We start from the raw sequence: 12,168 nt of genomic DNA, 5'->3' as shown, positions 1-12,168 counted from the left end.
TTAAAACACTAGAAATGAATGAATTACTTTTTTAGTAAATTAACTCTAAAACTAAATCAATCACGTCTAAACTTTTTGTGTCTTCAAAAACATGTTCTAATATAGCTTTGTCTTGATTTGTAAATTCTAATTTCCGTCTAGACATTACAACTTTTGCTACTTCAAATGCCTTTTTTGTTAAGTATGTAGTAAATCCACCACTTCCTCCCCAGCTATAGCTAGGTACAAAATTTCTTGGAAAACCACTTCCAAAAATATTAGCATTAACACCAACAACAGTTCCCGTATTAAACATGGTATTAATACCACACTTACTGTGATCTCCCATCATTAAACCACAAAACTGTAAACCTGTTTTTGCAAAACCTTCAGTTTGGTAATCCCATAATCTAACTTCAGCATAGTTGTTCTTTAAGTTAGAATTATTGGTATCTGCTCCTAAATTACACCATTCGCCTAGTACAGAATTTCCTAAGAAACCATCATGCCCCTTGTTAGAATAGCCAAAAATTACAGAATTATTTACCTCTCCGCCAACTTTACTATGAGGCCCAATGGTTGTAGGTCCATAAATTTTGGCACCTAATTTCACACCTGCACTTTCACATAGAGCTAATGGACCACGAATGATGGCACCTTCCATGATTTCAGCATCCTTACCAATGTATATTGGCCCACTACTTGCATTAAGTGTTGTAAATTCTAATTTGGCACCTTCTTCAAGAAAAATATTTTCTGCCGAAATAATATTATTACTTGCTGGAATGGGTTGTGATGTTCTATCCTTGGTAATCAAATTAAAATCTTCTTGAATAGCTTCTCCATTCTTTGAGAAAATATCCCAAGTGTTTTCTATTTTGAGGCATTCTCCTTTAAACTCCATAGCATCAAAAGCTTCAAAATCTATATTTTCTTCGCCTTCTTCTGCATAAAATGCTATCACATCTTCATCCTTAAATACAGCTTCATTCTGCTTTAAACCCTTAATTTTTTCAACTAACTCAGCATTTGGAAGATAAGATGCATTAATCATTACATTCTTTTCCATTTCAACCATTGGAAATTTTTCAGATAAATAATCTTCAGTAACCGTAGTTGTAGTTGTTTCAAGATATGCTTCCCATTTTTGACGAATAGTTAAAATCCCAACACGAATATCGGCAACCGGTCTTGTGTAAGTAAATGGTAATAAATTGTTTCTAGAAGGGCCATCAAAAAGAATGTAGTTCATGACAAGTTTTAAGTTTGAAGTTTGAAGTTTGAAGTTTGAAGTTTGAAGTTTACAACATAAACTTTAAACAAATTATAATTTCAAAAGTAGTTTAAAAAGACACAATAAAAAAGCCTTCCAAAAAATTGAAAGGCTTTTTAATATTGTGGTAAACTAAGTTATTTTTTAAACTTAGCGTATTTGTTTTTGAATTTATCGATACGTCCAGCTGTATCGATTAATTTAGATTTACCTGTGTAAAAAGGATGAGAAGTTCTTGAAATCTCCATTTTTACTAGTGGGTATTCAACACCATCAACTTCTAAAGTTTCACTTGTATTTGCAGTAGATTTTGTTAAGAACACATCATCATTAGACATATCTTTAAATGCTACAATTCTATAATTTTCTGGGTGTATACCTTTTTTCATCGCTTTTACGCTTTAAATCTTAATTTTTTAGAGGTGCAAATTTAAGTATTTTTTACAAATTCACAATACTTTTTATTATTTTTTATTTAATTTAATGTGTAACGTTTTGCTATCTTTGGTTACTAACCATCTAACTAATAAATTAATCAAAACATTATGGAAAAATCTTTGAAATCTATTGCTACTAATTATGGCTTGTATTTAGGTGTTGCTTTATCAATTTTAACTGTTTTAATATATGCAATAGACATTAGCTTATTTGTAAATACGGTTTATGGCATTTCTTTATATATTATCATGATTGTTTTTGGGGTTGTAGCAATTGTAAAAACAAAAAGCACTTTCAATGGATTTATTTCATTTAAAGGAGCATTTACCTCTTACTTTATTACAATTTTAATTGGCCTTATAATAAGCTCACTTGTATCATTTATCCTATTTAACTTTATTGATGTTGAAGCTTCTGAATTACTCAGAGACAAAGCTGTAGAAAAAGTTGTCCAAACGCTTGAAGGGTTTAACGTACCTAGCGAAGCAATTGATGAAACAGTAGAAAAAATGGAATCTCAAAATCTTTTTTCTATTGGTAACGTTTTACAAAGCCTAGCTTTAAATTATTTACTTCCATTAACAATTATTGGTCTTATTGTAGCAGCGGTTATGAAAAAAATAACCCAGACGAAGCATAAATTCATTATTTTTGAATTGAATTTTGTCAAAAATCTTAAATGAACATATCCGTAGTTATACCACTACTTAACGAAGAAGAGTCTTTAAACGAGTTACATGATTGGATTGTAAAAGTCATGCATTCTAATCATTTTTCGTATGAAATTATTTTTATTGATGATGGAAGTATTGATAATTCATGGAACATCATCTCTAAACTTTCAGAAAAAGACGCTAATGTAAAAGGCATTCGTTTTTTAAGAAATTTTGGAAAATCTCAAGCACTTCATGCAGGTTTTGAAAAAGCCGAAGGAGAGGTGGTCATTACAATGGATGCTGATTTACAGGATAACCCTGAAGAGATTCCAGAATTATACAACATGATTAAATCTGATGGTTTTGATTTGGTTTCTGGATGGAAAAAGAAACGATACGACTCAGTAATCTCTAAAAACCTACCTTCTAAATTATTTAATTGGGCTGCTAGAAAAACATCAGGAGTAAAACTGAACGACTTTAATTGCGGACTAAAATCTTATAGAAAAGCAGTTATCAAAAATATTGATGTGAATGGAGAAATGCATCGCTACATTCCCGTATTATCTAAAAATGCTGGTTTTAGCAAAATTGGAGAAAAAGTAGTAAAACACCAAGCACGGAAATATGGAGAAACTAAATTTGGTATGGATCGTTTTATACATGGTTTTTTAGATTTAATTACTATTTGGTTTTTATCTCGCTTTGGAAAACGTCCAATGCATTTGTTTGGTGCTTTAGGAGTTATAATGTTTGGAATTGGATTTGCTTTCGCACTTTATTTAGGAATTGACAAATTATTTATACACAAAACCGGACGATTAATTACACAACGCCCTCAATTTTATATTGCACTTTCCACAATGATTATTGGTACTCAATTTTTTGTAGCTGGCTTTTTAGGAGAACTTATTTTACGAAACAGACCAGATAAGCGTAGGTATTTAATTAAAAATGAGTTGAATTTCTAGTTTTATTACTTAATTTTCGTAGATTTTTACTCAAAAAGACTTTGTTTTAAAGTTATATTTTTTAATCAAATGTTTACTTTTGTTTACCTTTTAAAAGAAGAGAATTTATGATACATATAGAACCAAAAATTTTAGATCGCATTAACTCTTGGTTAACTCCAGTTTTTGATACTGAAACGCAAAACACTATAAAAGATAGTATTGCAAACAATCCTAAAGATATTCAAGAAAGTTTTTATAAAGATTTAGAATTCGGTACAGGAGGTATGCGTGGTATCATGGGTGTTGGCACTAACCGTATTAACAAATACACACTTGGAAAAAGCACGCAAGGTTTAAGTGATTATTTGCATAAACAATTCCCAAATGAAACGCCAAAAGCAGTAATTGCTTACGATTGTAGACATAATAGTAAAACATTAGCAAAAGTAGTTGCCGATGTGTTTTCTGCAAACGGCATCGAGGTATATCTTTTTGAGGATTTACGTGCTACTCCAGAATTATCTTTTGCGGTAAAGCATTTAAACTGCCATTGTGGTATTGTATTAACAGCTTCACATAATCCACCAGAATACAACGGCTACAAAGTGTATTGGCAAGATGGTGGGCAATTGGTACCTCCACATGATGGCGCAGTTATCCAAATGATAAACGATCTAGATTATGCCAATATCAAATTTGAACCTAGTAGTGATTTAATTCATTATATAGGAAAAGAAGTTGATGATGTGTTTATTGATGCATCAGTTGAAAATGGATGTGTTGGTGCTTCTCAAGACGCAAAAGATAATTTAAAGATTGTTTTTACATCGCTTCATGGCACTTCAATAACTGCCGTTCCAGAAACCTTGAAACGTGCAGGTTATAAAAATGTACATATTGTAGCTGAACAAGAAAAGCCTGATGGTGGATTTCCAACGGTAAAATCCCCAAACCCTGAAGAACCAGCAGCTTTAAAAATGGCTCTTGAACTCGCTGATAAAGTTAGTGCAGATATTGTAATTGGTACTGATCCAGATTGTGATAGATTAGGTGTTGCTGTTCGTAATTCTGATAATGAATTACAATTACTAAACGGAAACCAAACTATGATTATGATGACAGATTTCTTATTGAAAAAATGGAAATCTGATGGAAAAATAAAAGGAAAAGAATTTATTGCAACTACCATTGTATCTACGCCAATGCTTACAAAACTTGCTGAGAGTTATGCGGTTGATAATAAAATAGTCTTAACTGGGTTTAAATGGATTGCAAAATTAATTAAAGATTTTCCAGAACTAGATTTTATAGGCGGTGGCGAAGAAAGTTTTGGTTATATGGTTGGCGATTTTGTTCGTGATAAAGATGCTGTTACCTCTACCCTATTGGCTTGCGAAATTGCTGCAATTACGAAAGCAAACGGCAGTTCGTTTTATGATGAATTAATTAAACTTTATGTTGATCACGGCTGTTACAAAGAGAAATTAATCTCATTAACCAAAAAAGGCATTGAAGGTGCTGAGGAAATTAAACAAATGATGACTGATGCTCGTCAAAATCCGCTTAAAATAGTTAATGGTTCTAAAGTTGTTAAGCTTGAAGATTATGAATCTGCAACTTCAAAAAATATGATTACTGGAGAAACAACTTCAATCGATATTCCAAAATCAAACGTTATTATTTATTATACTGAAGATGGAAGTCAAATAGCTTTAAGGCCTAGCGGAACAGAGCCAAAAATCAAGTTTTATGTAAGTGTGAATTCTGAATTAAATTCAGTTGAAAATTTCAAATCTACCGAGGCTCAACTTGATGCCAAAGCAGAGACCATATTGAAGGACATGAACCTTATTTAATGAGCCATTTCACAAATATTTTAAAATATGCAAAGCCCTATAAAAGCTATGCCATAGGGCACATTATCTCTAATGTGTTTTATGCGTTATTTGGCACGCTTTCATTTATAGCTTTAAAACCTATGTTGGATGTGATTTTCGATAAAGAAAAGTCTGTTCCAACACAAAAACCAGTTTATACAAGTTTAGAAAAATTAGGAGATTTTGCTGGAGATTATCTGAACTATGAAATGCACCAATTTACAGGTGGAGATAAATCTAAAGCATTAATGTTTACTATTGGTCTAATAGTTATCATGTTCCTTTTAAAGAATCTTTTTGGCTATCTCGCTAACTATTTTCTTGTATTTTTAAGAAACGGCGTTATAAGAGATATTAGAGATAAAGTTTACAAAAAGACAATGGAGTTACCATTATCTTTTCTATCCGACCAAAGAAAAGGAGATATACTAGCTAGAGTTACTGGCGATGTTCAAGATTTACAGTATTCGTTTTTATCTGTTTTAGAATTGATTGTTAGAGAACCTCTAACCATTATTTTTACCATTATTGCAATGGTTTATATTAGTCCTCAATTAACACTTTTTGTCTTTATTTTTATTCCGGTTATGGGATTTGTAATCTCAAAAATCGGTAAGAGTTTAAAGCGAAAATCAGATCGTGTTCAGAAAGAACAAGGTATGTTTTTATCAACTTTAGAAGAAACCTTGACCGGACTCAGAATTATTAAAGGTTTTAGTGCTGAAGATAAATTCAACGAAAAATTTCAAGAGTCAACCTCTCGCTTTTATAGGTTTTCAAATAAATTAATGAATCGTCAAAACCTTGCTTCTCCAGCAAGTGAATTTTTGGGTATTTGTATGATATCGGTAATATTATGGTATGGTGGTAATCTTGTTTTAGGTAATGATGCCACTTTATCTTTAGATGGGAGTAAATTTTTGATTTATATGGGATTAGCCTACAACATATTAACTCCAGCTAAAGCCATTTCTAGAGGGTTATACAATATTAAAAAAGGTGGTGCGGCTGCAGAACGTATTCAAGAAATAATTGACACTCCAAACCCTTTAAAAGATAAACCTAACGCAACTGTAAAAGATGGTTTTAATTCTGAAATTGAATTCAAGAATATCTCTTTTAAATATCAAGATGAATATGTCCTCAAAAATTTTAGTTTAACAATTCCTAAGGGTAAAACAGTAGCTCTAGTTGGTCAATCAGGTAGTGGAAAATCAACCGTTGCAAACCTAATTACACGCTTTTATGATGTAAACAAGGGAGAAATTTTAATTGATGGTATAAATATTAGAGATTTAACAACAAGCTCTTTACGCAAGCAATTAGGAATTGTAACCCAAGATGCCATTTTATTTAATGATAGTATTAAGAACAATTTAAAACTTGGTAATGAAAATGCTACTGATGCTGATATCATTGAAGCACTTAAAGTAGCCAATGCTTGGGAATTTGTGAAAGACCTAGATGGAGTTCTTGAATACAATATTGGGGATGCTGGAGGTAAGCTTTCTGGTGGTCAAAAACAACGTTTAAGTATCGCTAGAGCCGTTTTAAAAAGTCCTCCCATAATGATTCTTGATGAAGCAACTTCAGCTTTAGATACCGAAAGCGAAAGAATAGTGCAGAAAGCTCTAGAAAATATGATGAAAAACAGAACTTCTATTGTTATTGCACATCGCTTATCTACCATTCAAAATGCTGATGAAATTGTAGTTTTCAGTAAAGGCGAAATTGTAGAACAAGGCAAACATGATACACTTATTGCCAAAAAAGGTGTGTATCAAAAACTTGTTCAAATGCAAAGTTTCGAGTAAAATTCAGAAAGAAAATAGTTTAAAAAATAAAAAAGGATAGAGATTTGGGCTGCTATCCTTTTTTGAAGTTCATGTTAGACTTGGGGACGACTAACATTTATAAGTAGGTTTCTGATACAAACTTATAATAAAACTTCTAATGCTGCAAGGAAAAAACGCTTTTTATCGACTTTATTTACACTTAATCGATTAAATATTACACAAAACATTGACATTCAGATAAATAGAAAATTATAAGTTTTTACTTTAAACTTTTACTATATTTAGTAGTCTAAAAACTAAACAACTTTTGTGGTTGACGAAGCACAACTAGTAGAACAATTACAATCCAAACAGCACAAGGAAAAAGCATTTAGAGCTTTATTATCGCTTTACAAGGAGCGCTTGTATTGGCACATCCGAAATATTGTAAAATCTCATGACGATACTGATGATGTTCTACAAAACACATTTATAAAGATTTACAAAAACATTCATAACTTTAAAGGAGATAGTAAATTGTTTTCTTGGATGTACCGTATTGCTACAAATGAATCGATAACATTTATCAATAAGAACGCAAAACGACTACAAATTTCTAATGAAGAAGTACAAATATTAGCCATAAATAATTTAACTTCTGATGTATATTTCGAAGGGGATGCTATTCAGTTAAAGTTACAAAAGGCTATTGCAACTTTACCTGAAAAACAACAACTGGTTTTTAATATGAAATATTTTGAGGATATTAAATACAAAGATATGTCTGAAATTTTAAAAACTAGCGAAGGTGCCCTAAAAGCATCTTACCACATTGCAGTAAAAAAAATAGAAGCCTATTTAACTAATAATTAAACCTTTCTGGTATTGTTTAGTCAAATGCATAAGTATCATAAAAAATGAAAAACGAAAATTTACATCATAAAAAATCAACTGGATTTAAAACTCCCGTTAACTATTTTGAGTCTTTTGATGATAAAGTTTTAAAACGACTAAAAAGCGAAAGTAATTTAAGAAAAATTGAATCTACTGGTTTTAAAGCACCAGAAACTTATTTTGAAACAATAGAGGATATTATTATCAGCAAAGTATCTTATAAAGAGGAAACTAAAGTAATTCCCCTTTTCAATAAGAAAACAATTATTTATGTATCAAGTATTGCTGCAGTTATTTTACTGTTATTTAATCTTTCTATTTTTGATAAAGCCCCATCATTTAGTAATTTAGAAACAGAAACGGTTGAAAATTATATTATTGATGATGATATTAGTTCTTATGAAATTGCAGCTTTAATGACTGAAGAACAATTAAATGAAAATAATTTTGTAGACCATAACTTGGAAGAAAAAAACATCGAAGAATATCTATTAGACAATGCCGACATTGAGTCGCTTATGATAGAATAATATAACTAAAATGAAAAAATTATTATTTATTGCTGTACTTATAATATCCCTATCAGTTTCAGCACAAAAGGATAGATGGGAGAGAATAAAAGCACTAAAAATAGCGTTTATTACCGAAGAATTAAATTTAAGCGAAAAAGAATCACAAGAATTCTGGCCTGTTTATAATGCATTCGAGAAAGAGACTAATAAAATTCGTTACAAAGAAATAAAAAGTATTCGAAAAGAAATTCGTGAAAGTTTAGATACAATGTCAGATAATGAAGCCTTAGCTCTTATTGACCGCTTAAAAAAAGCAGAGGACAACATGTATAAATTACGAACTGAGTTTTCAAATAAATTATCAAAGATTATTTCTCCAAAAAAATGATTAAGCTAAAATTAGCAGAAGATGATTTTAAAAAGAAAATGTTACATGAGTTTAAAAAACGTAGAAAAGAGAGCCATTAATACCTCTCTTTTTTTATTACCTAAAAGTTAATTTTGAAATTCTTCCCTTTCCAGCAGCATAAGCTACAGAATCGTTTAAAAACCGAATGGTATAGAAGCCTTCATCACTTAAATGTTTCCAAGAGTAACCAGAGTCATTACTATAATCAATCCCTTTAAAACCAATAGCAACTAATTCTTTCCCTTTTCTGTTGGGAATATATTGTACACAACTTCTGTATCCTGGGTTTTGATTTTGAGCTACTAACTCCCAAGTTTTGCCACCATCTATGGTTCTTATTTTATTAGATGAGTTTTCATCAGGCTTGGTATAATCTCCTCCAATAGCAAATCCATTTAATGCATCATAAAAATCAATGGAGTAAATACCTTCTGTATCTTTTTCTTTAACTATTGGCGTATCATATACATCCCAAGTTTTGCCTTTATCAGCAGAATAATATACTCTTCCAGCAGTTGTTGCAACCCACGTATTATCTTCTACAATTGCAATATTAGTATCACTTGCAGCAAAAGCACCTTCGTTTTCTATACCTTTTGGTAAATTATCACATGATAATTTAGTCCAATTATATCCACTATTACGAGTAATTATTACTGATAAACAACCATCTGTACTATCCCCAATTGCAATACCTTCTTCATCGTTCCAGAAATCCATGGAATCGTAGAAGGCTTTGGGATGGTTTTCGTAATAAACCAACCATCCATCGTAATATAATTTTGCGGGATTTGCGATTGATAATGTAAATGTCTTATCACCTTGAAATGCTAAAGATCTAAAATTGTTATTCTTTAATGAATCCTCTATAGTAGTAAAATAATTACCTTCTTCAAATTCTTTCATATAACTTAAAATGTTTCTATAAATCTTACCTGAAGATGAAGCTGCAACAACTCTACCTTCATTGATTTCTAGAGCTCTCACATTTAAAAGAGAATCTTCTAAGACATTTTCAATTTCAACTTCAGAAATATTTCTAGGAATAAAAGTTTTCCTTTTTCCGCAAGAATAAAATATCAAAGCGATTATTACGATTAGAACAGATTTTCTCATAAATCTCAAATTTCCATAAAAATAAAAAAGCTTCATGAACAATCATGAAGCTTTTTATCAAAAAGTTCTCAATATTTCTTCCTTAGAAAAAATCGAGCTATCAATCAAATCAAATTTCCCTCTTAAGTATATTAATGTGTCGTTTTAAACGTTCAACATCAATCGGTAAAGTACCATTATAAACACCTCTAATGTAGCCTTGTTTATCAACCAAAACAAAATTTTCGGTATGTATAAAATTGCTTTCATCTTGAGTCTTGGTAAAGTCTTCATCTGCAAAATACCCTGTTCTTGCAATATCATATAGTTCATCTTTATCGCCTGTCACTAAATGCCATTTGTCATCATCTACATTATGCTTTTCTGCATAATTTTTCAATAAAGGCACAGAATCTTTCCATGGCATAACAGTATGTGATAACAACATGATATCATTATCCTTTTTGTAAGTTTCTTGAATAACTCCCATGTTTTTTGTCAGTCGTGGACAAATACCCGGACAACTTGTAAAAAAGAAATCTGCAATGTATATTTTATTCTTGTAAGTTGAATTATTAACAACTTCCCCATTTTGATTTACGAAGGAAAATTTAGGGATTTTGTGCTTTGGCGCTTTCCATTCTGGTGTAAAATCTGCTGAATTGAAATAGGGTAACTCTGTTATTTTGTTGGATGTGTTTTCCTTTTCTTTTTGTTTGCATGAAAAAGAAATGAATAAAACGAAGCAAATCATACACTTAAAAATGATTTTATGAGATCCTGAAACAAGTTCAGGAAGAAAAATATGTTTATTTAATTTCATCTTCGTTAACCGTTACGCTATAACATTTTTTTAAACCAATTAAACCAAACCGCTCTCCGTTTACAACTTCATAATTTGCTTTTATACTTCCATCAGGTTTCCAAAGTCTTTGAGACCCTAATTCTTTTCCGTTTAAGTAGTTAAAAACTCTAAGAGGTTGCCCCGATTGATACCATTCCTTAATTTTACCATTATACTCGCCCTTTTCATTAAAATGATATTCAAATTTTAAATTATCGTTTTGCCACCAAGATCTGTGTGTTCCTACTTTAAAGCCTTTAGCATAAAAACGTTCTGAAAGTTTACGTCCATTTTCATACCATTGAATTTCAGAACCATTCTTTTTTCCTGCTATATATTCCACTTTTGTCTTTATAGTTCCTGAATCATAATTCGACATAAGAAGACCATTAAAGGGAGATGTATTGTAAAATAAAACACCATTATCTAAAACAAGGTTTTCATTAGGTGCATTGACAATCTGTTTGTTAGAGGTTGAATGACACCCACAAAGTATACCAAAGACTAAAACAATATATAAAAAGCTAAATCTCAATTATCGCGAAATATTTCCTGAAGTACCAAAGAATCCGTTTCCATTTAAATAAGGATCTTCACTTGTGATATGATAATGATAAATACCTTCAGGAAAATCTGCTGTAACTGATGTATGCCCATGATACTCATCCAAATCGGTGTTCGTAATGATTTTACCATCCTCCATAGGTCCATAAACTGGAAAACCATCTGCTAACAATCCTAAAAAGGCATCATCTCCAAACTCTTGAGTTAAATATGTGGGCTCAATATGGTAATGGTAATTCCCTTGTCCTGCAGGATGTCCTAAGTTTTGATCAAAAGAATCAATCTCATTAGTAAGTGGAGATCCTCCAGCAGCATATTGATTAAAAAACACTACCCCATTTCTTGATATACCGATTGGCCCCATTGGAGTTGCTTCTTTTACAGACGCTTCGGAAGGTTTTAGTGTCATTGTAAAAACTATATTTTGTTCGCTAATTCTATTTGGGTTTATTCTAAAATTAGAATTTGTGCCATTATAAGCTTCATATAAAGGATTATTAGTTGGCCAATACGGGCTTGTGTGATTTGGCAAATCTGCAGTTGTAAAAGTTACTGAATTACCATTAACAGCGTAAGATAATCCTGTGCCTTCAAACTTTGATAATATACTACTGATGTCATAATCTGTTTCTTCCATCATTTCCTCTTGTTCTTCTTCTTCCATAGTATCAGAATCATCACTATTACTACAAGACAAAACTAAAAATAACATTAATGCTAAAACACTAGATAATAATAGTGTTGATTTTATAAACTTTTTCATGGCTTTATTTTTCTTTAAATTCGTTTTAAACTAATACTATTTATTAAAGCACAAATAAATCATTAAAATATTCATTATCAACACAATTACTACTATAACTAAAAGTAATGTTAATAATTTATTTTGTTTAAAATTC

The 12,168-nt window shown here is 31.0% G+C and carries 13 protein-coding genes; 7 read left to right on the top strand and 6 right to left on the bottom strand.

The window, feature by feature from the left end:
• Positions 1–31 precede the first annotated feature (31 nt).
• Both AC0L5U_RS19390 and AC0L5U_RS19385 read right to left on the bottom strand, forming a co-directional pair.
• A complete protein-coding gene (locus AC0L5U_RS19390) occupies positions 32–1,231 on the bottom strand; it encodes a GlmU family protein (protein WP_473418068.1) in 1,200 nt (399 codons plus the stop codon).
• Between the two features lie 158 nt (positions 1,232–1,389).
• On the bottom strand, positions 1,390–1,641 hold the full coding sequence (locus AC0L5U_RS19385) for a type B 50S ribosomal protein L31 (protein WP_473418067.1): 252 nt from the start codon (positions 1,639–1,641) through the stop codon (positions 1,390–1,392).
• A gap of 156 nt (positions 1,642–1,797) precedes the next feature.
• Here AC0L5U_RS19385 and AC0L5U_RS19380 point away from each other — a divergent pair, with 156 nt between their 5' ends.
• The 7 genes from AC0L5U_RS19380 (at position 1,798) to AC0L5U_RS19350 (ending at position 8,745) form a co-directional block, all read left to right on the top strand.
• Positions 1,798–2,373: a DUF4199 domain-containing protein gene (locus AC0L5U_RS19380; RefSeq protein ID WP_473418066.1), complete on the top strand. Its 576-nt coding sequence runs from the start codon at positions 1,798–1,800 to the stop codon at positions 2,371–2,373.
• Positions 2,370–3,317: a glycosyltransferase family 2 protein gene (locus AC0L5U_RS19375; RefSeq protein ID WP_473418065.1), complete on the top strand. Its 948-nt coding sequence runs from the start codon at positions 2,370–2,372 to the stop codon at positions 3,315–3,317. Before AC0L5U_RS19380 ends, AC0L5U_RS19375 begins: the two co-directional genes overlap by 4 nt.
• Positions 3,318–3,424: 107 nt before the next feature.
• Positions 3,425–5,155 carry a phospho-sugar mutase gene (locus AC0L5U_RS19370; protein WP_473418064.1) on the top strand — a complete coding sequence of 577 codons (1,731 nt, stop codon included), beginning with the start codon at positions 3,425–3,427 and terminating at the stop codon, positions 5,153–5,155.
• Entirely contained in the window at positions 5,155–6,990 is a 1,836-nt protein-coding gene (locus AC0L5U_RS19365; protein ID WP_473418063.1) for an ABC transporter ATP-binding protein, read from the top strand. Before AC0L5U_RS19370 ends, AC0L5U_RS19365 begins: the two co-directional genes overlap by 1 nt.
• A gap of 291 nt (positions 6,991–7,281) precedes the next feature.
• Positions 7,282–7,824, top strand: coding sequence for an RNA polymerase sigma factor (locus AC0L5U_RS19360; RefSeq protein ID WP_473418062.1), 543 nt, complete (start codon positions 7,282–7,284; stop codon positions 7,822–7,824).
• 44 nt (positions 7,825–7,868) lie between these two features.
• The gene (locus tag AC0L5U_RS19355; RefSeq protein WP_473418061.1) at positions 7,869–8,375 is read left to right on the top strand and encodes a hypothetical protein; all 507 of its coding nucleotides are present in this window, start codon (positions 7,869–7,871) and stop codon (positions 8,373–8,375) included.
• 10 nt (positions 8,376–8,385) lie between these two features.
• Entirely contained in the window at positions 8,386–8,745 is a 360-nt protein-coding gene (locus tag AC0L5U_RS19350; protein ID WP_473418060.1) for a Spy/CpxP family protein refolding chaperone, read from the top strand.
• A gap of 96 nt (positions 8,746–8,841) precedes the next feature.
• On the opposite strand, the gene AC0L5U_RS19345 is transcribed toward AC0L5U_RS19350, so the two are convergent.
• The 4 genes from AC0L5U_RS19345 to AC0L5U_RS19330 form a co-directional block, all read right to left on the bottom strand.
• Positions 8,842–9,882 carry a WD40/YVTN/BNR-like repeat-containing protein gene (locus tag AC0L5U_RS19345; RefSeq protein ID WP_473418059.1) on the bottom strand — a complete coding sequence of 347 codons (1,041 nt, stop codon included), beginning with the start codon at positions 9,880–9,882 and terminating at the stop codon, positions 8,842–8,844.
• Positions 9,883–9,991: 109 nt separating this feature from the next.
• Complete coding sequence (locus AC0L5U_RS19340; RefSeq protein ID WP_473418058.1) at positions 9,992–10,684, bottom strand: SCO family protein; 693 nt, start codon at positions 10,682–10,684, stop codon at positions 9,992–9,994.
• On the bottom strand, positions 10,671–11,084 hold the full coding sequence (locus AC0L5U_RS19335) for a toxin-antitoxin system YwqK family antitoxin (RefSeq protein WP_473418057.1): 414 nt from the start codon (positions 11,082–11,084) through the stop codon (positions 10,671–10,673). Before AC0L5U_RS19335 ends, AC0L5U_RS19340 begins: the two co-directional genes overlap by 14 nt.
• Positions 11,085–11,240: 156 nt before the next feature.
• Complete coding sequence (locus AC0L5U_RS19330) at positions 11,241–12,032, bottom strand: YHYH protein (protein ID WP_473418056.1); 792 nt, start codon at positions 12,030–12,032, stop codon at positions 11,241–11,243.
• Positions 12,033–12,168: the final 136 nt, after the last annotated feature.

The organism is Jejuia sp. G7-7 (assembly GCF_055808955.1).
This window is presented reverse-complemented; position numbering and strand designations above follow the sequence as displayed.

Coding starts and splice junctions, on each gene's coding strand:
- AC0L5U_RS19350 (WP_473418060.1), top strand. CDS start 8,386: ATGAAAAAATTATTATTTATTGCTGTACTTATAATATCCCTATCAGTT.
- AC0L5U_RS19345 (WP_473418059.1), bottom strand. CDS start 9,882: ATGAGAAAATCTGTTCTAATCGTAATAATCGCTTTGATATTTTATTCT.
- AC0L5U_RS19355 (WP_473418061.1), top strand. CDS start 7,869: ATGAAAAACGAAAATTTACATCATAAAAAATCAACTGGATTTAAAACT.
- AC0L5U_RS19385 (WP_473418067.1), bottom strand. CDS start 1,641: ATGAAAAAAGGTATACACCCAGAAAATTATAGAATTGTAGCATTTAAA.
- AC0L5U_RS19390 (WP_473418068.1), bottom strand. CDS start 1,231: ATGAACTACATTCTTTTTGATGGCCCTTCTAGAAACAATTTATTACCA.
- AC0L5U_RS19335 (WP_473418057.1), bottom strand. CDS start 11,084: ATGTCGAATTATGATTCAGGAACTATAAAGACAAAAGTGGAATATATA.
- AC0L5U_RS19375 (WP_473418065.1), top strand. CDS start 2,370: ATGAACATATCCGTAGTTATACCACTACTTAACGAAGAAGAGTCTTTA.
- AC0L5U_RS19340 (WP_473418058.1), bottom strand. CDS start 10,684: ATGAAATTAAATAAACATATTTTTCTTCCTGAACTTGTTTCAGGATCT.
- AC0L5U_RS19330 (WP_473418056.1), bottom strand. CDS start 12,032: ATGAAAAAGTTTATAAAATCAACACTATTATTATCTAGTGTTTTAGCA.
- AC0L5U_RS19365 (WP_473418063.1), top strand. CDS start 5,155: ATGAGCCATTTCACAAATATTTTAAAATATGCAAAGCCCTATAAAAGC.
- AC0L5U_RS19380 (WP_473418066.1), top strand. CDS start 1,798: ATGGAAAAATCTTTGAAATCTATTGCTACTAATTATGGCTTGTATTTA.
- AC0L5U_RS19370 (WP_473418064.1), top strand. CDS start 3,425: ATGATACATATAGAACCAAAAATTTTAGATCGCATTAACTCTTGGTTA.